This is a genomic window from Streptosporangium sp. G11 (genome assembly GCF_051192615.1).
Lineage (GTDB): Bacteria > Actinomycetota > Actinomycetes > Streptosporangiales > Streptosporangiaceae > Streptosporangium.
This window is the reverse complement of the sequence record NZ_JBPJUQ010000002.1, coordinates 40,787-61,966: the sequence shown is the minus strand read 5'-3', so window position 1 is coordinate 61,966 and position 21,180 is coordinate 40,787. Positions and strand designations below refer to the sequence as shown.

20 protein-coding genes are annotated in these 21,180 nt (G+C 71.2%); 14 read left to right on the top strand and 6 right to left on the bottom strand.

Going from position 1 to position 21,180, the window contains the following annotated elements; genetic code table 11:
* Positions 1-9: 9 nt before the first annotated feature.
* The 3 genes from ACSDR0_RS02360 to ACSDR0_RS02350 form a co-directional block, all read right to left on the bottom strand.
* Positions 10-975: a carbohydrate ABC transporter permease gene (locus tag ACSDR0_RS02360; protein ID WP_435287031.1), complete on the bottom strand. Its 966-nt coding sequence runs from the start codon at positions 973-975 to the stop codon at positions 10-12.
* Positions 976-1,042: 67 nt separating this feature from the next.
* Positions 1,043-2,368 (bottom strand): ABC transporter substrate-binding protein, encoded by a 1,326-nt coding sequence (locus tag ACSDR0_RS02355; RefSeq protein ID WP_435287030.1) that lies wholly within the window; start codon positions 2,366-2,368, stop codon positions 1,043-1,045.
* A gap of 251 nt (positions 2,369-2,619) precedes the next feature.
* Complete coding sequence (locus ACSDR0_RS02350) at positions 2,620-3,237, bottom strand: hypothetical protein (RefSeq protein WP_435287029.1); 618 nt, start codon at positions 3,235-3,237, stop codon at positions 2,620-2,622.
* On the opposite strand from ACSDR0_RS02350, the gene ACSDR0_RS02345 reads away from it, so the two are divergent.
* The 12 genes from ACSDR0_RS02345 (at position 3,227) to ACSDR0_RS02290 (ending at position 14,762) form a co-directional block, all read left to right on the top strand.
* Positions 3,227-4,312: a carbohydrate kinase family protein gene (locus ACSDR0_RS02345; RefSeq protein WP_435287028.1), complete on the top strand. Its 1,086-nt coding sequence runs from the start codon at positions 3,227-3,229 to the stop codon at positions 4,310-4,312. The two genes, ACSDR0_RS02350 and ACSDR0_RS02345, sit on opposite strands and share 11 nt — an antisense overlap.
* Positions 4,309-5,214: an SIS domain-containing protein gene (locus ACSDR0_RS02340; protein ID WP_435287027.1), complete on the top strand. Its 906-nt coding sequence runs from the start codon at positions 4,309-4,311 to the stop codon at positions 5,212-5,214. The genes ACSDR0_RS02345 and ACSDR0_RS02340 overlap by 4 nt, the downstream gene beginning before the upstream one ends.
* Positions 5,215-5,258: 44 nt before the next feature.
* Positions 5,259-5,633, top strand: coding sequence for a hypothetical protein (locus ACSDR0_RS02335; protein WP_435287026.1), 375 nt, complete (start codon positions 5,259-5,261; stop codon positions 5,631-5,633).
* Entirely contained in the window at positions 5,630-6,790 is a 1,161-nt protein-coding gene (locus ACSDR0_RS02330; RefSeq protein ID WP_435287025.1) for a PfkB family carbohydrate kinase, read from the top strand. The genes ACSDR0_RS02335 and ACSDR0_RS02330 overlap by 4 nt, the downstream gene beginning before the upstream one ends.
* The gene (locus ACSDR0_RS02325; RefSeq protein ID WP_435287024.1) at positions 6,781-7,635 is read left to right on the top strand and encodes a class II fructose-bisphosphate aldolase; all 855 of its coding nucleotides are present in this window, start codon (positions 6,781-6,783) and stop codon (positions 7,633-7,635) included. Before ACSDR0_RS02330 ends, ACSDR0_RS02325 begins: the two co-directional genes overlap by 10 nt.
* Positions 7,632-7,916 (top strand): hypothetical protein, encoded by a 285-nt coding sequence (locus ACSDR0_RS02320; RefSeq protein ID WP_435287023.1) that lies wholly within the window; start codon positions 7,632-7,634, stop codon positions 7,914-7,916. The genes ACSDR0_RS02325 and ACSDR0_RS02320 overlap by 4 nt, the downstream gene beginning before the upstream one ends.
* A complete protein-coding gene (locus ACSDR0_RS02315) occupies positions 7,913-8,587 on the top strand; it encodes a polysaccharide deacetylase family protein (RefSeq protein ID WP_435287022.1) in 675 nt (224 codons plus the stop codon). Before ACSDR0_RS02320 ends, ACSDR0_RS02315 begins: the two co-directional genes overlap by 4 nt.
* A 264-nt stretch (positions 8,588-8,851) precedes the next feature.
* A complete protein-coding gene (gene leuA / locus ACSDR0_RS02310; protein ID WP_435287021.1) occupies positions 8,852-10,564 on the top strand; it encodes a 2-isopropylmalate synthase in 1,713 nt (570 codons plus the stop codon).
* A gap of 944 nt (positions 10,565-11,508) precedes the next feature.
* Complete coding sequence (locus ACSDR0_RS02305) at positions 11,509-11,856, top strand: SSI family serine proteinase inhibitor (RefSeq protein WP_435287020.1); 348 nt, start codon at positions 11,509-11,511, stop codon at positions 11,854-11,856.
* Between the two features lie 342 nt (positions 11,857-12,198).
* A complete protein-coding gene (locus ACSDR0_RS02300) occupies positions 12,199-12,561 on the top strand; it encodes a TraR/DksA family transcriptional regulator (RefSeq protein WP_435287019.1) in 363 nt (120 codons plus the stop codon).
* Positions 12,562-12,792: 231 nt separating this feature from the next.
* Positions 12,793-14,076 (top strand): FAD-binding protein, encoded by a 1,284-nt coding sequence (locus ACSDR0_RS02295; protein WP_435287018.1) that lies wholly within the window; start codon positions 12,793-12,795, stop codon positions 14,074-14,076.
* A gap of 134 nt (positions 14,077-14,210) precedes the next feature.
* Complete coding sequence (locus ACSDR0_RS02290) at positions 14,211-14,762, top strand: hypothetical protein (RefSeq protein WP_435287017.1); 552 nt, start codon at positions 14,211-14,213, stop codon at positions 14,760-14,762.
* 201 nt (positions 14,763-14,963) lie between these two features.
* Here the strand turns inward: ACSDR0_RS02290 and ACSDR0_RS02285 are convergent, their stop codons facing one another.
* Positions 14,964-17,138, bottom strand: coding sequence for a GmrSD restriction endonuclease domain-containing protein (locus tag ACSDR0_RS02285; protein WP_435287016.1), 2,175 nt, complete (start codon positions 17,136-17,138; stop codon positions 14,964-14,966).
* 137 nt (positions 17,139-17,275) lie between these two features.
* Positions 17,276-17,974 carry a TetR/AcrR family transcriptional regulator gene (locus ACSDR0_RS02280; protein WP_435287015.1) on the bottom strand — a complete coding sequence of 233 codons (699 nt, stop codon included), beginning with the start codon at positions 17,972-17,974 and terminating at the stop codon, positions 17,276-17,278.
* Between the two features lie 128 nt (positions 17,975-18,102).
* Here ACSDR0_RS02280 and ACSDR0_RS02275 point away from each other — a divergent pair, with 128 nt between their 5' ends.
* Together ACSDR0_RS02275 and ACSDR0_RS02270 are read left to right on the top strand one after the other, a co-directional pair.
* Positions 18,103-19,047, top strand: a complete 945-nt coding sequence (locus ACSDR0_RS02275) for an NAD-dependent epimerase/dehydratase family protein (protein WP_435287014.1) — start codon at positions 18,103-18,105, stop codon at positions 19,045-19,047.
* A 99-nt stretch (positions 19,048-19,146) separates the two neighbouring features.
* Positions 19,147-20,031, top strand: a complete 885-nt coding sequence (locus tag ACSDR0_RS02270) for a Gfo/Idh/MocA family protein (protein ID WP_435287013.1) — start codon at positions 19,147-19,149, stop codon at positions 20,029-20,031.
* A 125-nt stretch (positions 20,032-20,156) separates the two neighbouring features.
* On the opposite strand, the gene ACSDR0_RS02265 is transcribed toward ACSDR0_RS02270, so the two are convergent.
* On the bottom strand, positions 20,157-21,167 hold the full coding sequence (locus ACSDR0_RS02265) for an acetamidase/formamidase family protein (protein ID WP_435287012.1): 1,011 nt from the start codon (positions 21,165-21,167) through the stop codon (positions 20,157-20,159).
* Positions 21,168-21,180: the final 13 nt, after the last annotated feature.

Below are 21,180 nucleotides of genomic sequence, written 5' to 3'. Positions count from 1 at the left end.
ACGATCTCCTCACGCGATGTCCCTGCGGCGGTTGACCCGCCACTGGACGATGGTCATCACCAGCACGATCAGGTAGAGCAGCACGCCGATCGCCGAGGCGTAACCCTGCCGGCGCTGCTCGAAGCCGGTGGAGTAGGCGTAGGTGACGAGCATCGTGGTGGAGTTTCCCGGGCCGCCCCCGGTCATCACGTAGACGATGTCGAAGACCTGGAAGGAGTTGATGATCCCGATCACCACCAGGAAGAAGGTCGTGGGCGCCAGCGAGGGGATGGTGATCGACCGCAGGGTCTGCCACCAGGAGGCGCCGTCGCAGCGCGCCGCCTCGTAGACCTCCCGGGGGATGCCCTGCAGCGCCGCGAGGTAGACGACCATGTTGAAACCGAGCCCGATCCAGAGGCTGACCAGCACCAGCGAGACCATCGCGGGCAGGCCCTCCGACTGCCAGGGCACCGGGCTCAGGCCCACCGCCTTCAGCAGCTCGTTGACGATGCCCAGGTCCTCGTTGAACATCCAGGCGGCGATGAGGGCGCTGCTCACACCCGAGATGACCGCGGGCATGTAGTAGATCGCCCGGATCAGACCCCGGGCCGGCATGACCCGGTTGAGCAGCAGCGCCGCGCCCAGCCCCGCCACCAGGCAGAGCGGGACCGAGAGCGCCGTGTAGAGAGCCGTGTTGGCCAGCGCCTCCCAGAAGATCGAGTCCGCCAGGATCTCCCGGTAGTTCTCCAGGCCGATGAACTTCGCGATGCCGAAACCGCTGGTCTTCTGGAGGCTGATCCAGAAAATCCTGACCAGCGGCCAGAACATGAACACCGCGAAGACCACCAGGGCGGGGCCCGCGAAGGCCAGTCCCGTGATCGCCTCGCGAACCTTCTTGGTCCGCAGGAACCCGTGGCCGCCACCGGGGCGGGGGGCCTTCCCCGTCCCGGCCCCAGCGGCCGCACCCGGCCTTGCCGGGCTGCTCACCGATGCCATCTGCCTTGGGCCTCCTCAGCCGGTCACACCGGATCGAGTTGAGTACCGAACCGGGTCGAATGCCGAATCAGGCGGAAATCGCCTTCTGGATCGACTGGGAAAGCGCGCTCAGCGTGTCGTCGGCCGACCGGCCGCCGGTGAAGTGCGCCTCCAGGTGCTGGACCAGCGAGTCGTTGACGGCGGCGAAGCCGGAGAGGGTCACCAGCTTCACCAGGTCGGCCGGCATGGTCGTCGCCTGCTGCTGGAAGACCGGCATCAGGTCCGCGGAGACGGAGTAGTCGAGCGTGGCCGAGGCCAGGTCCTTGCGCGAGGGCAGCACGGTGGTCTTCTCGCAGAACAGCTTCATGTTCTCCGGGGTGACCAGGAACTTGGCGAACGCGGCGGCGGCGTCGGGGCTCTTGCTCTGCGTGGTTACCACGACGGCGTTGCCGCCCAGGTCGGACGCCGCCCCACCTGCCCCGCGGGGCAGGAAGGTCGCGCCGAACTCCATGTCCTTGGCCCTGGTGCCGATGTCGGGCAGCAGGAAGTCGCCGACGAACGCCATCGAGATCTTCCCCGAGGGGAACACCAGGTCGGGGCTGTTGGAGGTCTTGACCATCATGTTCTTCGGCATGAGCGCCCTGTCGTAGAACGACTTGGTGAAGGCGAGCGTCTCGCGCGCCTGCGGGGAGTCGAGGACGACGCTCTTGCCGTCGGCCGACAGCGCCCTGCCGCCCGACTGCCAGAGCCAGTTGAACCAGCGGTAGGCGCCGTACTGCTGCCAGTTGACGCCGAAGGGGGCGCCGCCCAGGTTCGCGGCCTTGAGCCTCTCCGCGACCTCGATGAACTCCTCCCAGGTCCACGCGGTGTCGAGCGTGGAGGGCACCTCCTTGATGCCGGCCTTGGCGAAGTGGGCCTTGTTGTAGAGGACCGCCGAGGTGTCGGTGTGGTGCGGCACCCCGTACGGCCTGCCCTCGTACTGGACGCCGGCCCACAGCGCGTCGATGAACTGCGCGCCCTCGCCCCCGACCGTGGCGCTCAGATCCTGCAGCACCCCCTGGGAGCTGTAGATGCCGATGTCGTTGTAGGTGACGCGGAACAGGTCGGGCCCCTGGCCCGACTGCAGCCTCGCGTCGAGGGTGGGACGCATCTGCTCGTACGGCAGCTGCTCGACCTTGACCTTCGTCCCGGCGTTCTGCTTCTCGAATGCCCGGGCGATGGAGTTGAAGGCACCCATCTCGGCGTCCGATCCCCATACCGAGAAGGTGAGGGTGCCGGTCGACGGTGCCCCAGCGCCGCCCGTGGGGGAGGAGGGGGAAGAAGAGGCGCCGCAGGCCGCGAGTGCGCCGGTGGCGGCCGCGCCGACGACCGTGGTGCCTGCCGCGCGCAGCAGCTGGCGACGGTTGAGTTGCATGGGCTCTCCTCGGGGGGTCCGAACGGTATCGCTGTTCCTATCAACTTCGTCCAGAAAGCGTCAATAGCTCTCAGGTATCCGATGACGTGGACTTTTGCCGCCGCTCAGGGATTTCTGTCGCCGCTCTTCTGGTGTATTGACAGGCCGTATTAGGGGTGCGTACGGTTTCGCGGCGAAGGCTCTGAGAGTTTTTGCACTAAATTGATTGCTCGTGATCTTGGGGAGGGCGCGTGGGCACGCACCGCGACGCGTCACCCTCCTGGGCGTCCCTCCCAGGGCCGCACGACGCCCAGCACCGCGGGCCTTTTGGGCATGCCCGGCACCGGGGCTCCCCCCTGCGCGCCCGTCCCGCTGGCGAGACCGAGACCGCCCGCGCTCTCGCCGGCCGCGCCGGCGACCTCAAGCGCGGCCGCGGAGATCTCCCGCGGGGTGTGCCAGCGCGCGGGCAGGCCCGCGCCCGGCGGGTGCCAGCCGAGCAGCAGGTGCCTGACCTCGGCGCCTTCGACGGCTCCGGCGGGCAGAGGTGGCGCGGGCGCGTCCCGGGGCGCGGCGTGGACGCTGGTCAGCAGGGCCACCAGCGGCCCGCCGACCCGCGCGGCGAGTGCCGTCCACGCTCCGGCGGGGGCGAAGGGCTGGTAGGCCAGGGCGAGGCCCAGCGACCCGCGCTCCCCGATCGCCAGGTCGAGCGCGGCATCGAGGGCCGCGACCTCCGTCACGTCCGCGACCACGGCGTCCGCCCTGGGGGGCACGCCGCGCCCCGACCGCGACACCACCGAGACGCGCGATCCCCTGTCCAAGAGCACCCGCACCGCGGGGGACAGGATTCCCGTCCCCCCGATGACCAGCACGTGAGGCGGTATGACTGACATGGATCTCCTCGTCGTCGGAGAGCTCAACGCCGACGTCATCGTGGAGTGCGGCGACGTTCGACCGGCGTTCGGGCAGGTCGAGGAGATCGTGGAAGACGCCACGATCGTCCTCGGCAACTCCGGGGCCATCACCGCCTGCGGGGCGGCCCGCCTCGGCGCCCGCGTCGCGATGGTCGGGGTGGTCGGCGACGACTGGCTCGGCGAGTTCGTCCTCGACCGGCTGCGCGAGCGGGGGGTGGACACAACGTACTGTCTGCGCAGGCCCGGTCGCCGCACCGGCATGAGCGTCGTCCTGGGCGCCCGGGGTGACCGGTCGATCCTCACCTTTCCCGGGGAGATCGGCCGCCTCGCCGCCTCCGACGTGCCCGCCGAGGCCCTCGACGCCGCCAGGCACCTCCACGTCAGCTCCTACTTCCTCCAGCGGGACCTGTGGTCCGGGCTGCCGGGCCTGCTGCGCGCCGCCAGGGAGCGCGGTCTCACCACGTCGATCGATCCCAACTGGGACCCCGGCCGCTCCTTCGACCACGGCCTGCCCGTCCTGCTCCCGCTCGTCGACTACCTGCTGCCCAACGAGGCCGAGGCCCTCCACATCGCCGCCGCCTCCGGGCACCCCGGCGCGGGGTCGGCGAGTGAGGCCGCGGCGGTGCTCGCCTCGCTCGGCACCGGCGCGGTGATCAAGTGCGGGGCCGAGGGAGCCCTGCTGCACCGTCCCGACGGCACCCGCCTGCGTGTCACCGCGCCGGAGATCACCCCGCTGGAGACCACCGGCGCGGAAGACTCCTTCGACGCGGGCCTGCTCACCGCGCTGCTCACGGGCAGGGACCTCGCCGCCGCCCTTCGTACGGCCTCCGCGTGCGGCGCCCTGTCCACCCAGGGGGCGGGCGGCACCGCCGCCCAGCCTGACGCGGCCCGGGCGGACGCGCTCGCCGCGACCCTGACCGTCGTCGACCTGGCCGCGACCGAAACCGAAACCGCGACCGCGATCGCAGCCGCAGCCGTGACCGAAACCGCGACCGAAACCGCGACCGCGACCACCGACTTGACCGCCACCCACCCACAGGAGAACCAGCAGTGACGACCACGACCGAGCCTCTCCTCGCCCGCCAGACGCAGGCCGAGGTCGAGAGCCAGCCGGAGATCTGGCAGCGGGTTCTCGACATCGCCCCGAGCCTGCGCGGTGACCTGCCGGAGCCGGGCGCCAACGTGCTCGCCGTAGGCTGCGGCACCTCCTACTACGTCCTCGACTCCTACGCCCACCTGCGGCAGCGCCTCGGACAGGGCCGCACCCGCGCCGCGATCGCCACCGAACTGGACGACACCGACCCCTACGACGTGGCCGTCCTGCTTTCCCGCTCCGGCACGACCAGCGATCTCGTACGGCTGGCGCGCGAGCTGTCGGAGCGCATGACCACGATCGCCGTGACCGGCACCCCCGGCTCCCCGATCACCGAGGTCACCCACCGGCAGGTCCTGCTCGACTTCGCCGACGAGCGTTCCGTGGTGCAGACCCGGTTCGCCACCTCCGCCCTCACCCTCCTGCGCGCCTCCGTCGGCGACGACGTCTCGGGGCTGCCCGCCGGGGCCGCGGCGGCCCTCGCCGAGCCGCCGGTCGCCGATCCCGCCGACTACGACCACCTGGTCTTCCTCGGTACCGGCTGGACCCGCGGACTCGCCGAGGAGGCCGCGCTCAAGTGCCGCGAGGCCGCCCGGCTGTGGACGGAGTCGTACGCCGCGCTCGAATACCGGCACGGCCCCATCGCCTGCGCCGGGCCGCGCAGCCTGGTGTGGTCGCTCACCCCGCTGCCCGTCGACGTCGTCGACGCCGTCTCCGCCACCGGCGCCACCCTTCGCGTGGCCGGCGCCGACCCCCAGGCCGAGCTGGTACGGGTCCACCGCCTCGCGATCGCCTACGCCCGCGCCCGCGGCCTGGAGTGCGACACCCCGGAACACCTGTCCCGCTCGGTCATCGTCGAGTAGCCGCCGTACCCGCCCGCCCGTTCCCCAGCGCCGAGTGAGCCGTCATGCCCTTCCTCCAGCTCGTCACCGCACATCCGGTTCCCGCGCCGCTCGCCGAGAACCTGGCCGAAGCCTTCGGCCGGGCGCTCGGCCTCCCGGCGGGATCGGTGATCGTCCAGCGGATCGCCTCCGGCCCCGCTCCCGCCGTGCCCGCGGGGGCCGCTGTCTCCGCTCCCGCCGAGGCGGTCCCGGGATCCGTCGTCGACGCGGGGGCGGTGATCGTGGTCCGCGGGCGGCCGCGCGAGGCGGGGGCGATGCGCGAGGCGGTCGCGAGGGCGGGCACGATCCTCGCGGAGGGGCTCGGCCTGGATGCCGACCTGGTGCTGGTGAGCTGGCCGGACCCCGGTGTCGTCGCCACCGGCCGGGGTGTCCTGCCGTGATCGTCACCGTCACTCTCAATCCCGCGCTCGACGTCACCTACGACGTCGACGCGCTGGTCGTCGACGCCACCAACCGCGTCGCCGGGATGTCCGCTCACGCCGGGGGCAAGGGCGTCAACGTCGCCCGGCTTCTCCGGCTCCTCGATACGGCCGGGGCCGCCTTCCCGGGCACCTCCGCCTCCGGTTCCGGTTCCGGCGGGTTCGGGGGGCTGGGGGCCGTGGCGAGGGAGACGGAGGTCGTGGCGCTCGGCTTCTCCGGCGGGGTGACGGGCCGGGAATTCCTGGCCGATCTCGACAGGGCGGGGATCGGCCACGCGTTCGTGGCCTGCGCAGGGGAGACCCGCCGTACGGTCGCCGTCGTCGACGGCGGGGCCGGGACGGTCACCATGCTCAACGAGCCGGGACCGGTCGTCACGCCGGGGGAGTGGGAGGCCCTGCGCGACCGGCTGGAGGGCCTGCTGCCCGAGGCCTCGGTCGCGGTCCTCTCCGGCAGCCTGCCTCCCGGGCTTCCGCCGGACGCCTACGCGACCCTCGTCCGGCTGGCCACCAGGCACGGCGTGCCCGCCGTCCTCGACACGGGCGGGACGGCGCTCCGGCTGGCGCTCCCGGCGGGTCCCGAGATCGTGAAGCCGAACGCCGCCGAGCTGGCCGGCGCGTTGCCCGCCTCCGCCGCGGATTCCGCACCACCGTGGCCCGCGACAAGTCCCGCGACGGGTTCCGCGACAAGTCCCGCGACGGGGTCCGCGACAAGTCCCGCGACGGGTTCCGCGACAAGTCCCGCGACGGGTTCCGCGACGGGGCACGCCTCCACGGCACGGCGTCTCCCGGACGCCGGTCCCGGCGATCCCGCGGGCCCGTCCGACCTCGCCGGGGGAGCCGCCTGGATGCGCGGGCAGGGGGCCCGCGCGGTGGTGGTCTCCGACGGCCCGCGCGGGCTGTACGCCGACACTCCCGACGGGCGGTGGAGAGCCGTACCTCCCGAGGTGGTGGGAGGCAATCCCACCGGCGCCGGCGACGCGGTCGTGGCCGCGCTGGCACTCGGCCTGGTGAGCGGCTGGGACTGGCCGCGCGCCCTCGTCCAGGCCGGGCATGTCGGGGACGGCCGCGCCGCCCTCGAAGACGCTCGTGAAGAAAGCGAGGGCACATCGTGCCGCTGACCCCGACGGGAGAGATCGTCACCGAGGCCCGGAGATCCGGGCGCGGGACGGGCGCCTTCAACGTCATCCAGATCGAGCACGCCGAGGGCATAGTCTCCGGCGCCCAGGAGGCCGGGCTGCCGGTGATCCTCCAGCTCAGCGAGAACACCGTCGCCTACCACGGGGCGCTGGCCCCGATCGGCGCGGCCTGCCTGGCCATCGCGCGGGCCGCCACCGTGCCGGTCGCGGTCCACCTCGACCACGCCACCCGCCCCGGCCTCGTCGACGAGGCCGTCGAGCTGGGCTTCGGCTCGGTCATGTTCGACGCCTCGGCGCTCCCGTACGCCGCCAACGTGGCGGCCACCGCGGACGTGGTGCGGCGGGCGCGGCGACGCGGGGTCCTCGTCGAGGCGGAACTCGGGGAGATCGGCGGCAAGGACGGCGTGCACGCGCCGGGCGCCCGTACCGAGCCGGGCGAGGCGTCCGCCTACGTCGAGGCCACCGGAGTCGACGCGCTCGCGGTGGCCGTCGGCTCCTCGCACGCGATGCTCACCCGCGACGCCGTGCTCGACTTCGACCTCATCGCCAGGCTCCGTGACGCCGTCCCCGTCCCGCTCGTGCTGCACGGCTCGTCGGGAGTGCCCGACGACGGTCTCGCGCTGGCCGTACGGCACGGCATGACGAAGATCAACATCGCCACCCACCTCAACAAGGCGTTCACCGCCGCCGTCCAGGGCAGCCTGGCGGACCGGCCGGGGAAGGTCGACCCGCGCGGCTACCTCGGCGCGGGCCGTGACGCGGTCGCGGCCCAGGTCGCCCACCTGCTGCGCGTTCTGAATTCCGCACACCAAGGAGATGACACATGAGCGGCCGATACGTCCCGCACCCCGATCCCGAGGGGGTCCTGGCCGACTGCGAGCAGCGGGCCCTGGAGCGCGAGGGCATCCCGATGTTCCTCGCCCTGGAAGACCTGACCGGCCGGTTCCCCGGCGCGCGCGACCGCTCGGACGGCCCGGAGCTCGACCGGATCACCGGCCACTACGCCGAGCGGCTGCGCCCCGGCGCGGACGACGGCGATCTCGCGGCGCTCGCCTCGGTGCTCACCGTGGTGGCGCGTCTCCACTTCGACGAGGAGGGCCGGGCATGAGCGGCGGCTTCGCGGACTACGGCGCGGCGATGGGCGAGGGCCGATACCTGCGCGTCGTCAACTACCACAACACCCCGGAATCGACGGCCGACCGGCTCCGCGAGGAGCTCGCCGCCTACGCGGCCTCGTTCGCCTGCGTCACGCTGGAGGATCTCGACCGGTTCTACGCCACCGGAGAGTGGGGGCTCGACCGGCCGGGTTTCATCCCCATCTTCTACGAGGGATACCTCAACAACGCCACCGTCGCGGCGCCGATCTGCGACGAGCTGGGAATCGTCGCCTGGTTCCCGGTCATCACCCGCTTCATCGACTGCCCCGTCCCCGAGCAGCGCGCCTTCGCCGACGCGCACGACATCGACCTGGTGGAGGAGCGGGGCACCGAGCGGCTGGCCATGACCTGGGACCAGGTCGCCCAGATCGCGGAGCGGCACCTGGTGATCCCCCACACCGGCTCCCACGAGCAGATCTCCAAGGTCGTCACACCGGCCGACGTCGAACGGGAGATCCTCGAGCCGCGCCGGGCCGTCGAGAAGGTCACCGGCCGTGAGGCGCCGGGCTTCGTGTGGCTGTACGGTTCGCCGTTCGGCACCAGCCCCGAGCAGGATCGGGCGGTGCTCGACGCGGGGTACCGTTACCAGATCAGCAACACGATGATCCAGCGCATCGCCTGACAACCGTCTCCGATCCCTCGTCCCCGGGGCGCGGGGTCCTGCCGGCCGGGCCGCGGCCCTTCCACGGGCGGGATTCCGAAGATCTTCGAGTCCCGCCATGTGAGACCGGGGCCCGGGCATCCTGAGACGTCTGCTAACGTGCTAGGCATGCTGCGCGGCCTGCTTCTTAGCTGCCGCGACGAGGGCCTGTAGAGGCCGGCTCCCTCGTCGCGGAGCGAGCCATGCGCGTCGGCCACGATTGTTTTCCCAGTCGAGGAGCCTTGCATGTATCCGCAGCAGCAGCCCAGCCCCATGCCGTTCAAGCGCTATGAGTCCTTCGCGCCGATCCAGCTGACCGACCGCACCTGGCCCGGCAAGGTCATCGACCGGGCTCCCCGGTGGTGCGCCGTCGACCTGCGTGACGGCAACCAGGCGTTGATCGACCCCATGGACTCCCACCGCAAGCTCAAGATGTTCGAGCTGCTGGTGAAGATGGGCTACAAGGAGATCGAGGTGGGCTTTCCCGCCGCCTCCCAGACCGACTTCGACTTCGTGCGGCAGATCATCGAAGAGGATCTGATCCCCGACGACGTGGTCATCCAGGTCCTGACCCAGGCCAGGGCCGAGCTGATCGAGCGGACCTTCGAGTCGGTGCGCGGGGCCAAGCAGGCGATCATCCACCTGTACAACTCCACCTCCACCCTCCAGCGCAGGGTCGTCTTCGGCCAGGATCGCGAGGGCATCACCGCGATCGCGGTCGAGGGCGCCAAGCTCTGCAAGAAGCTGGCCGCCGAGATGGACGACACGGAGATCTACTTCCAGTACTCCCCGGAGTCCTTCACCGGCACCGAGCTGGAGTACGCGGTGGAGGTCTGCGACGCCGTCAACGACGTCTGGCAGCCCACCCCCGACCGCAAGGTCGTCGTGAACCTGCCCGCCACCGTCGAGATGGCGACGCCCAACGTCTACGCCGACCAGATCGAGTGGATGCACCGCAACCTGGCCTACCGCGACTCGATCGTGCTGTCCCTGCACCCCCACAACGACCGGGGCACCGCCGTCGCCGCCGCCGAGCTGGGCTACATGGCCGGGGCCGACCGGATCGAGGGCTGCCTGTTCGGCAACGGCGAGCGCACCGGCAACGTCTGCCTGGTCACGCTGGGCATGAACCTGTTCTCGCAGGGCGTCGACCCGGAGGTCGACATCTCCGACATCGACGAGATCCGCCGGGTCACCGAATACTGCACCCAGCTGCCCGTCCACCCGCGCCACCCGTGGGGCGGCGAGCTCGTCTACACCGCCTTCTCCGGCTCCCACCAGGACGCCATCAAGAAGGGCTTCGAGCACCTGGAGCGCGACGCGGCCGCCGCGGGCGTCCCGGTCGAGGAGTTCGCCTGGGCGGTCCCGTACCTGCCGATCGACCCCAAGGACATCGGCCGTACGTACGAGGCGGTCATCCGGGTCAACAGCCAGTCGGGCAAGGGCGGGGTCGCCTACATCATGAAGGCCGACCACCACCTGGACCTGCCGCGCCGCCTGCAGATCGAGTTCTCCCGCGCCGTCCAGGCCCACACCGACACCACCGGCGGCGAGGTGAACGCCGCGCGGATGTGGGAGGTCTTCACCGACGAATACCTGCCCAACCCGGCCAGCCCGTGGGGCCGCCTGGGCCTGCTGGCCCACCGCACCACCTCCAGGGGTGACGGAAAGGACGCCATCAGCGCCGATCTGCGCCTCGACGGCGAGATCCGCGAGGTCGAGGGGATCGGCAACGGTCCCATCTCCGCCTTCTGCGACGCCCTGGCCAAGGTCGGCGTCAAGGTACGCGTCCTCGACTACGCCGAGCACGCCATGAGCGCGGGAACCGACGCCAAGGCCGCCTCCTACATCGAGTGCGAGATCGCCGGCCAGACCCTGTGGGGTGTCGGCATCGACTCCAACACCACCACCGCCTCGCTCAAGGCCGTCATCTCCGCGGTCAACCGCGCCGGCCGCTAGCGGGGCGCACCGGGCGGTACGGCCCTCGTAAGCCGCGCCATCCGGGTAGGCCGCGTGGCCCCGCACCCGTACCACTCCGTCCCGCATCGACCCCACCTCGTACGGCACGATCTGCCGTACGAGGTTCGACAGCCGCTCACAAGGCACCGATGTCGCCCACTCGACCGCGCCCACCGCGAAATCCGTCCGGGCGCGGTCGAGTCGTCTCCGCTCACCTCGCGAGCCGTCTCCCGCGCACCCTCCCGTTCACGGATCTCTCGTCCGGCACCGGAGACGCCCCTCACCTTGAGGCGGACGCCGTGGACGTGAGAATCACCGCGAAACCCGCTTTTCCCGGCATGGGTCGACGCCATGGTCATGCTCATGGGCACCCTCTCGGGACGGGCCGCCCGGGGCTTTCTCGACTGGCGGGTTATGGCATTCCAAGGCGGGTCGCTGCGGGACATTCCAACGTTGTCGACATAGCCTCTTTGCAGCTCAGGGTGTAAATCGCTCCCCCCAAACCAACCGAAAGCGACATTTTCGGTTATTTACGAAATTCGTATTTATCGGGGGAATTTATGCGATATATTTTTGGCCTGGCCACCGCCGGGATCGTCATCCTCAGCGGCGCCGCCACCGCGGACGTGCAGCCACCGCGTGACACACCCGGCCCGTCCGTGGGCCAACCGATCGCCGATCCGCCCCCTACGCCCCCTACGCCCCGGCCGCTCCCGCCCCGTCCGCCGTGGGGCCAGCCGAATCTGTCCCCGCCCCCGCCCCCGCCCCCGCCCCCGCCTGGCCCGTGGCCGCCCCGCCCGCCGTGGGATCGGCCGACCCCGCCTGTCCCGGATTCGGGGCCGCCTATCCCGCTTCCGCCGTGGGTGCGGCCGACTCCGCCCAGGCCGCCGTGGGGGCAGCCCATCCCGCCGCCGCCGATCCCCCTGCCGCCACGCCCGCCCGTCGTGACCCCGCCCGTCGTGATCCCGCCGTGGGGGCCGACGATCGGCGGCCCGCGCGCCAAGCGCCTCACGCTGACCGTCTCGCGACCGGGCGGGATGCGGACCGTCCGGCTCGGATGCACGCCGGTCTACGGCACGCATCCCCGTGCGGTGGAGGCCTGCGCGCTGCTGAGCCGGGCGCGGGGCAACCCCGCCTCCGTGAGGCTGCCGTGGACGGGCTGCCTGCAGCAGTACGACCCCATCGCCGTGTCCGCGACCGGCGTCTGGAACGGCCGTCCCGTCCAGTACCAGCGGACCTTCAGCAACCCGTGCGAGCTGCGTGCCGCGACCGGGGTGATCTTCTCCTTCTAGGGCCCGTCCCGTGACATGCGTCTCTCCGGACCCGCTCGATGTCCGGGAGACGGGACCGGTCCGTCGATCGGTGCCGGAGAGGATCGAGCGGGCCCGCCGTCGAACGGCGGGCGGCCTGATCGCCGGTTCCCGTGACAGGGGTTCGTACGGCGGCGGGGCGTCCCCGCCGCCGTACGGGCCGTTTTGGACCCCGGGCGCGGGCCGCCCACCCTTGTGAGCCGTAAACTGAGGGGAAGTCCCAGGTCAGCGGCTTCGTGTCACAAGTCGGCGGTGCCCATGGCCAGGAGCGGATCCGCGGTAGGACGGGGTGAGGCGGCGATGGGCAAGGAATCTTCCGAAACCGTGCTGTCTTCTTCTCAGCGGGCGGCCATGCGGAATCTTCTGACCGCGGACCGTGAGAGGACGGTGGCCCAGATCACGGCGCTGACGCGCGACTGGGACGACCTCGTCGACTCGTCGGCGATGGTGGCCAACGACGACGAGCACGACCCGGAGGGGGCGACGATCGCCTTCGAACGATCCCATCTCCAGGCCCTGCTCGACCGGGCGCGAGATCACCTCGATGATCTCGACGAGATGGTCGAGCGACTCCATCAGGGCACCTACGGCGTGTGCGACGACTGCGGGCGGCCCATCGCCCTGGAGCGCCTGAAAGCGCGCCCGGTCGCCCGGACCTGCATCGAGTGCGCCGGACGCGGGCGGTGACGGCCCGCGGACGACGTACCGGAATTCCTGAACTACCCTGGGTGCGGCAATGCCCGCCGTCGCGCCCCGCATGATCACCGGCCATGGGCCGTGCCCCGCACGACCACGACCGCCCGGCCGCGACCCGTGCCCCGTACGGTCACCCGAGTGAGTTCGTGTCCCGCACGACCGCCCGGGTGTGGCGCGCATCCGCCGCGTACGGCCTGGCGTGAGGCGTAGAGAGGGCACATCGTGACCAGAGGGCTGCTGAACTGGGCGGGCAACATCACCTACGGCGCCGCGCGGATCCACCGCCCCGGCGGCGTCGAGGAGCTCCAGGAGCTGGTCGCTGGCAGCGGCGCCGTCCGGGCGCTCGGCACCCGCCACTCCTTCAACGAGATCGCCGACCGTCCCGGCGGTGATCTCGTCTCGCTGGAGGGCCTGCCCGCCGATCCCGAGCTCGACCAGGCGCGTGGCACGGTCACGATCGGTGGCGGGGTGCGCTACGGCGAGCTGAGCCGCTGGCTGCACGGCGAGGGCTACGCGCTGCCCAACCTCGGCTCCCTGCCGCACATCTCGGTCGCCGGTGCCTGCGCCACGGCCACGCACGGCTCCGGCGTCGCCAACGGCAACCTGGCCACCGCGGTCTCCGGCCTCGAACTGGTCACCGCGGACGGCGAGATCATCGTCCTCAGTCGCGAGAAGGACGGCGACCGCTTCGCCGGGGCGGTCGTCGCCCTCGGCGCGCTGGGCATCGTCACCAGGGTCGTCCTCGACGTCGTCCCGGCCTTCGAGGTGCGGCAGTACGTCTACGAGAACCTGCCGTGGGCGCGGATGGAGGAGCACTTCGAGGAGATCCTCTCGGCGGCGTACAGCGTGGGCCTGTTCACCGGCTGGAGCGGCTCCGGGATCGACCAGGTGTGGGTGAAGCGCCGCGAGGACGAGCCCGGCCCGTGGGAGCCGGCGTCGCGCTGGCTGGACGCCACGGTGGCCACGGCCGACCGGCACCCGCTGCCGGGGATGTCCGCCGTCAACTGCACCGCGCAGATGGGCGTGCCCGGCCCCTGGTACGACCGGCTGCCGCACTTCCGCCTGGACTTCACACCGAGCAGCGGGGAGGAGCTCCAGTCGGAGTATCTGCTGCCGCGCCGCCACGCCCTCGCCGCGCTCCGCGCGCTGGACGCGGTCAGGGACGTCGTCGCCCCCGTCCTGCAGATCTCGGAGATCCGTACCGTCGCGGCGGACGACCTGTGGCTGAGCCCCTCCTACCGCGAGGACGTCGTCGCCGTCCACTTCACCTGGAAGAAGGACTGGCCCGCGGTGAGCCGGGTGCTCGCCGTGGTCGAGGAGGCGCTGGAGCCCTTCGAGGCCCGCCCCCACTGGGGCAAGCTCTTCCTCATGGGCCCCGACCGCCTGAGCTCCCTGTACGACAGGCTTCCCGACTTCCGGCGCCTGGCCGCCGACCTGGATCCCGCGGGCAAGTTCCGCAATCCGTTCCTCGACGCCCGCGTCTTCGCCGGCGATTTCCCTTCCTGACCGTTCGCAGTCCCAACCTTGATCCGGACATCAGCTCATTAGCGGATCGTAGGATCGGATCAGGGTAGTCAACTCCCATCACAGTGGTAACGGTGCGATATCCACCGTAAGGGGCTGTTGATGAGGGGGAGAGCATGGAACGCAATACGGTCGTGCGCGCGATGCACGACGTCGGGCTGGCCGCCTGGTTCGGGGGTTCGTTGATGGGCGCGATCGGCCTCAACGGCGCCACCGCCGTGGTCAGTGACAGGAGTGAGCGCCTGCGGGTGGCGAACGCCGGATGGGGCCGATGGGCGCCGATCAGCGCCGCGAGCGTCGGCGCCTTTCTCATCGGCTCGGCCGGTCTGCTGGCGGCCAACAAGCGGCGGGTGGCGCACCAGCGGGGGGTGGGGGCGAGCACCGCGGCCAAGGCCGCGCTGACCGCCGCCGCGCTGGCCGCGACCGCCTACACCGGGGTGCTCGGGGCCAGGCTCGCGGACGCGGGCGACGTGCCCGTGGAAGGCGCGGTGAAGCCCGACAAGGAGACTCCGGAGGACGTCGCCAAGACGCAACAGCAGTTGCGCCTCATGCAGTGGGTCGTGCCCGCCGTCACCGGGGCGCTCGTCGTGCTGACCTCCCTGCACGGTGAGCAGCAGCGGCCACGCCAGGTCCTCCGGGGAGCCGCGCGCAAGAAGTTCTCCCGGTAGGGGGTTTCGGCCGGTCGTACGGTCTCGCGGAGCGCCGCCGGAGCCCCGGCTGTACGGGCTCGGGCGGCCTTCGGTCCCGTCGGCGACGACGCGGCACGTCCCTCTCACGTGAGAGGGACGTGCCGCGTCGTTCGTCGAGCTCGACGCCTGCCGGGCGGCGGCTCGGAGCGAGGAGAAGCCGGTGGGGCCAGGATCGAAAGGTCAGGATCTGGGCGTCAGGCCGCGGCTGATGGCCTCCTCGCGGAGGCGTTTCAGCGGCAGCGCGGCACCGTCGCGCTCGACGCGCCAGACGTCCCACCCGGCGCAGGCCTTGGTCCCGGCGACCGCGGCCCCGGCGGCCGACAGGGAGTGATACGGGCGGCCCGTCGCCTCCACCCTGATCGTCCCGTCCTGCTCGACCGTGGCGAAGTGGATCTCACCTCTGACCGTACGGAAGATCTTGGTGTTCGGTGCCATCAGGCCGTGCGTGATCAGGTCGACGACCTCGATGCCGTAGTGACGGCGGGACCCGGGCTGCTCGGGAAGGCGGGGCGGGAGGGTGATCACCGGCAGGCGGAAGCCGAGCCTGGCCGGGTTCCAGATCTCCTCGCAGAGGAGCCGGTAGAGGTGCTGCCGCCGCTCGATCTCCCGTACGCCGAACTCGGGGCAGGGCTGGAACGCCCTGTCGAGGCCCGAGTCCCTCAGGTAGTGGGTGAACGGGGTGTTGCGCAGGCGGCTCTTGGGATGCAGGGAGGCCGCGAGCCGGTTCTCGGCGTAGTAGTGCTCGATCTTCCGGTCGTAGGGGTCGTCGCGGAAGCTCGCGTTGACGGACTTGGGCAGCAGGAGCAGGGCGCCGAGGCGGTTGCGCCGGATGTAGAACTCCGCGGTGGTCTCGACCTCGGCACTGTGCCGCTCGAAGCGGTTGGCCCAGATGTGCTCGATCTCGTACTCGCGCCGCCCCCGCAGGAACGCGTACTCGTGCTCTCCCCCCTCGCACTCGCGCTGGACGTGGGCGGTCATCCGGGAGAGCAGGTAGCGGACCAGGCGGCGGTTGTTGGCCCGGAGCCCGAAGGAGGCCAGCTCGCGGAAGTCGTGTTCGATCAGGGAGGTCTCCCGGCCGAGGACCGTGGCGACGTCGTCGGTGGTCCGGCACATCCGCAGGACGGGGATCAGCCGGTGGACGACCTCGTCGAGGTCGCGGCGCTGCACGGGGAGGTTGTTGACGGACCTGCGCACGTAGACGAGGTCGAGGAACGACGCGACCATCGAGCACTTCCGGGCGAACACCTCGTCGGAGTCCTCGGGCGAGACGACGGAGAGCAGCAGCGTGAACTGGTCGTCGATGCCGTTGTGGCCGTTGAAGAAGACGCCGGCCAGGGCGGGGGTGAACTTCCGGCAGGCGCGGAGCAGCTCGCAGTAGCGTTTCGACACGTTCGTGAGCCTCTGCACGAACGCCTGCGCCTCGGCCGGGCGGCTGAGACCAAGCTGGACGTCGTTGCGCAGGATCCACTCGTGGACGGCCCGCCCGATCTCGGCGGCGTCCGTGGACCCCTCGCCGAGATCCGCGTACTGCGCGAGGAGGAACGCGCGGACGTACGCGCTGGGCGTGTTGGCCTCGGGGGAGTCGGTCTCGGCCGTGGTGAGGCGGGCCAGCATGTCGGCCCAGGCCCCGCCGAGATCCTCGCGCGTCTGCTCGCCGACCCGCCGGAAGAGGTGGCCCTTCAGCAGGTCCACGTGGCTCAGCCGGAGCCCCCGGTCGTTCATCGACACGAAGATCTCGCGGCCGTTCTCCTGGTCGAGGGCCCGGATGCCGACCAGGCAGACGCGGTCGAGCAGCCAGTGGACGAAGGGCTCCAGGGCCTCGCCGCGCAGCACCTCGGGGAACTCCCCGTCGATCTCCCTGCTCCGGTCGTGCAGGTTGCGTACCGAGACGTGGGCGTTGTCGGGCAGCGTGAACCCTTTGAGATCGTTCCAATCGGTGACCAGGGAGTTGAGCAGCCGCGCGCGGGACAGCTCCTCGGAGCTGCCGACCTTGAAGCTCCGCTTGCCGTGCCGCGCGGTGTAGGTGAGCCTCTCCAGCTCGTCGGCGTCGATCCACCTCTCCTGGTCGAGCAGCAGCTGCCGGAGATAGATCAGCACCAGGTGGAGCGTGGTGACGCGCTGCTGGCCGTCGACGAGGAAGGTGCGACCCTTGCTCTCGTGGTAGACGTAGGGGCCCAGGAAGTACGGGGCGTAGCGGCCGACCTCCTCGCGGTCGTGCAGGGGTTTCCACTGGCTGAGGAAGCGCTGGCCGAGGTCGTCGATCAGTGTGCCGACCTCGTGGCGGGTCCAGGTGTATTCCCGCTGGTAGTAGTCCAGCGCGAAGGAATTGCTCTCGAAGAGAGCGCGGACCGTCACGCCTTCGCCGTGAATGGGACTTTCCACCATGAAGTCGGGGGTGCCTTTCGCCGCTCAGAAGGCTCATTGGAGAGTCATTCACTCATTTATCACGCCAGCCATCCAGACGTTACTCATCGCAGCCAAGTCGTGACGTATCAGGCGGAAAGGCCAAGGGTGTGGGCGTGGCGGCGCATGGCGTGGTCGAAGGCCGACGCGAGGTCGATGATCACGTTGTCGAACTGGCCGAACAGCTCGAAGTTGACCCAGCCGAACAGGCCGGTCCAGGCGATCAGGCCGCGGATGATCACGTCGTCGGGGACGCCGGGCATCAGCTCGCGCACGCGCGCGGCGTCCTCGTGGAAGGACGGTGGGGCGGGCGGGTGGGGGCCGGGCGGGTTCAGCGCTCCGGCGCGATGGGCGTCGGAGACGATCCGGCCGTAGACGACGGTGTCGCGGAGCGCGGCGGGGACGGTGTCCTGCGGCGCCCGGTAGCCGGGGACGGGTGAGCCGTACAGCAGGGCGTACTCGTGCGGGTGGGCCAGCGCCCAGTCCCGTACGGCGTGGCAGACCGCCATCCACCTGCCCTCGTGGTCCTCGCGCGAGACGGCCGCGTCGGCGTTCTCCACGGCCTCGCCGACGGCGTTGTAGCCGTCGATGATCAGGGCCGTGAGCAGGTCGTCCCTGGACGGGAAGTAGCGGTAGATGGCCGAGGAGGCCATGCCCATCTCGCGGGCGACCGCGCGCAGGGACAGGCCGCTCGCGCCGTCGACGGCCAGCTGCCGCCGGGCGACGTCGGTGATCTCGCGGGTCAGCTCGGCTCTGACCCTCTCGCGTGCGGTGAGGCTCGAACTCATGTGCCGACCATATCAGAGCACTGGCAAGAAACGAGAGCACTGCTCTTGACGAGCGGTGCTCTTTAGAGAGAGCATTGCTCTCAGAACGGAACGGGCAAACCAAACACATCGGTGAAGGAAGAGGAACCATGGCCAAGCACGTCATCGCGGGAGCCGGTCAGGTCGGCTCCGAGGTCGCCCGGCTGCTGGCCGGACAGGGACACGAGGTCGTCCTCATCAGCCGCTCGGGCTCGGGCCCCGACCTGCCGGGCATCCGCAAGGTCGCCGCCGACGTGAGCGACCGCGAGAAACTGACCGCCCTGACCGGGGGTGCCGCCGTCCTCTACAACTGCGTCAACCCGCGCTACCACGAGTGGGCACGCGACTGGCCGCCGCTCGCCGCGTCACTGCTGGGAACCGCCGAGACCACCGGCGCGGGGTACGTCATCCTCGGCAACCTCTACGTCTACGCGGCGCCCGACCGGCCGATGATGGAGAGCGACCCGCTGGACCCGCCCAGTGTCAAGGGCGCGATCCGGGTCAAGGTGTGGCAGGAGGCCCTGGCCGCGCACGAGGCGGGCCGGGTCAGGGTGACCGAGGTGCGCGGATCCGACTACTTCGGTCCCGGCTGCCTCGACCAGTCACACCTCGGGGAGAGGTTCGTCCCCGCGCTCCTGGCCGGCAAGACCGTCCGCTTCGCCGGCGACCCCTCCCAGCCGCACAGCTGGACCTACGTGCCCGACGTCGCACGGACCCTGGTCGCGGCGGGCGAGGGCGACCGCGCCTGGGGCCGCGCGTGGCACGTCCCGACGAACGAGCCGATGTCGGTGCGCGAGATCGCCGAGCGCCTGAGTGCGCTCGCCGGAGTTCCCGACCCGGGGGTCAAGGCTCTGCCCCACTGGATGCTGCGCGCCGCCGCTCTCTTCTCGCCGATGCTCGGGGAACTGGAGGAGCTGCGCTACCAGTTCGTCCGCCCCTTCGTCCTCGACTCCGGCGCCTCCCAGGCCGCCCTCGGCGTCGCGCCGACCCCGATGGACGAGGCGCTGGCCGCGACGCTCGCGTGGTGGCGCGACCGCCTGGCCGCAGCGGCGTAGGGGACACGCTCCACGCCGTACGCGCGGGGGCGGCGGGGGCGGCGGGAGCTGGGAGGACGTGCCGGCACGGGGCGGGGGAGCACGCCGTACGCTCTGAGCATGAAGATCGCTGTCATCGGCCTCGGGGACATCGCGGAGAAGGCGTACCTGCCGGTCCTCGGCGCCACCCCCGGCCTCGACCTCCACCTGTGCACCCGCGACCGCGCCACACTCGACCGCCTCGGTGACGCCTACCGGGTCGAGCGCCGGTTCTCCTCGGTGGAGGAGGTGCTCGGAGCGGGGGTCGAGGCGGCCTTCGTGCACGTCGCGACGGGCGCGCACGCGGAGGTCGTCGAGCCGCTGCTGCGGGCGGGCGTCCACGTCTATCTGGACAAGCCGATCGCCTACACCCTCGCCGAGTCCGAGCGCCTGGTGCGGCTGGCGCGCGAGAGCGAGCGGTCGCTGCTCGTCGGCTTCAACCGCCGCAGGGCGCCGTCCTACGCGGCCCTGCGCGACCTCCCCCGCGACCTGGTGGTGATGCAGAAGCATCGAACGCGCCACCCGGCCGACCCGCGGACCGTCGTCTACGACGACTTCGTCCACGTCGTGGACACCCTCAGGTTCCTGGTACCGGGCGAGGTCGAGCACACCGGCATCCGGACCCGGGTCAGGGGCGGGCTGCTGGAGCACGTGACGCTGGAGCTGTCCGGGGACGGCTTCACCGCCTTCGGGATCATGAACAGGATGAGCGGTTCGGCCGAGGAGACCGTGGAGGTCACGGGGGGCAACTCCAAGCGCCGCGTGGTCAACATGGCCGACGTGATCGACTACGCCGGCGCCGAGACCCTCACCCGGCGGGGCGACTGGACCCCCGTCTCCCGGCAGCGGGGCATCGAACAGGTCTGCCTGGAGTTTCTCGACGCGGTCCGCTCCGGCACCGTCCTCGACGCCGACGACGCCCTGGCCACCCACGCGATCTGCGAGAACATCGTCGCCGCGAGCTGACCCTCCACGTCGCGCGCCCCTGATGGCGCGACGGGGAGGGCACCGAAGCCCTGCCGAAGCCCTCGCCGGTTCCCCGCCAGAGCCTCGCCGGTTCCCCGCCGGAGGTCCGGCGGGGACGGCCTCGGTCAGCGTTCGGCCAGATACCGCCGGCCGAGGGCGCGCAGGCGATCGTGGGCCGACTCGTAGACGACCGGACGGCCGAGGGTGGATTTGGGGAGCTTGGCGACCATCGTGTAGTTGGTGTCGCAGACGTTGCCGACCGGTGCCTCGCCGATCTGGCTGACCAGCTGGTAGGCGTCCAGAGGGTCCAGGCCGGTGAGCTCGGAGGTCCAGGTGACGAGATCGTGCTGGCTGATCCGGTAGGCGTCCTCCAGCGGGCGGGCCGAGCCGGTGGACATCAGGTGGCCGTCGTCCTCCAGGCGGGGCCACGGGGTGCTCACCCCCTTGATCAGCTCCACGGCGACGACGGTGTTCATCGCCGCCTCGACGGCGGTGCCGCACACCTCGCCGTGTCCCTGCCTGGCGTGCCCGTCGCCGATCGCGAAGAGCCCGCCCTCGACGTTGACGCCGAGGTAGACGGTCACCCCCGCGCGCAGCTCGGGAGTGTCCATGTTGCCGCCGTGGGCGTCCGGGGTGATCGTCATGCGGGCCTCGGACGCGGCGGGCGCGACGCCGACCGTGCCGTGCATCGGGTCGAGCGGCAACTCGACCGTGAAGTCGCTTCTGCGGGCGTGGTAGCGGACCACGCCCGCCGCCGTGTCGATGTCGTAGCGCCACACCAGCTCCTCCAGGGGAGGGGTGAGCATGGCGGTGGTGTGGGTGCCCGTCAACGCGCCGAAGTGCGGGAACGTGGCCGACACGGCCCAGTCCCTGGCGGGTTCGATGGAGACGAAGTGCAGCGCGAGCGTGTCACCCGGTTCGGCCCCCTCCACGTGGAAGGGGCCGGTGACCGGGTTGAGGTAGGGGAACTCGCAGACGCGCGAGGGCAGGTCGTCGACCGAGGTCACCAGGCCGCCGAAGCAGTCCTCGGTGTACGTCTCGACGATCGAGCCGGGGGCGATCCTGGCCACCGCGGGCCGCCCGCCGAAGGTGTAGCTGAGGTCCTCGGGCGCGGGCCGGTAGGAGAAGACGTTCACCGCGCGCCCCCTG

Bases quoted from the DNA above. Each gene is read 5' to 3' on its own strand.
- ACSDR0_RS02360 (WP_435287031.1), bottom strand. From the start codon at position 975: ATGGCATCGGTGAGCAGCCCGGCAAGGCCGGGTGCGGCCGCTGGGGCC.
- ACSDR0_RS02355 (WP_435287030.1), bottom strand. From the start codon at position 2,368: ATGCAACTCAACCGTCGCCAGCTGCTGCGCGCGGCAGGCACCACGGTC.
- ACSDR0_RS02345 (WP_435287028.1), top strand. From the start codon at position 3,227: ATGACTGACATGGATCTCCTCGTCGTCGGAGAGCTCAACGCCGACGTC.
- ACSDR0_RS02350 (WP_435287029.1), bottom strand. From the start codon at position 3,237: ATGTCAGTCATACCGCCTCACGTGCTGGTCATCGGGGGGACGGGAATC.
- ACSDR0_RS02335 (WP_435287026.1), top strand. From the start codon at position 5,259: ATGCCCTTCCTCCAGCTCGTCACCGCACATCCGGTTCCCGCGCCGCTC.
- ACSDR0_RS02320 (WP_435287023.1), top strand. From the start codon at position 7,632: ATGAGCGGCCGATACGTCCCGCACCCCGATCCCGAGGGGGTCCTGGCC.
- ACSDR0_RS02315 (WP_435287022.1), top strand. From the start codon at position 7,913: ATGAGCGGCGGCTTCGCGGACTACGGCGCGGCGATGGGCGAGGGCCGA.
- leuA (WP_435287021.1), top strand. From the start codon at position 8,852: ATGTATCCGCAGCAGCAGCCCAGCCCCATGCCGTTCAAGCGCTATGAG.
- ACSDR0_RS02290 (WP_435287017.1), top strand. From the start codon at position 14,211: ATGGAACGCAATACGGTCGTGCGCGCGATGCACGACGTCGGGCTGGCC.
- ACSDR0_RS02280 (WP_435287015.1), bottom strand. From the start codon at position 17,974: ATGAGTTCGAGCCTCACCGCACGCGAGAGGGTCAGAGCCGAGCTGACC.
- ACSDR0_RS02275 (WP_435287014.1), top strand. From the start codon at position 18,103: ATGGCCAAGCACGTCATCGCGGGAGCCGGTCAGGTCGGCTCCGAGGTC.
- ACSDR0_RS02270 (WP_435287013.1), top strand. From the start codon at position 19,147: ATGAAGATCGCTGTCATCGGCCTCGGGGACATCGCGGAGAAGGCGTAC.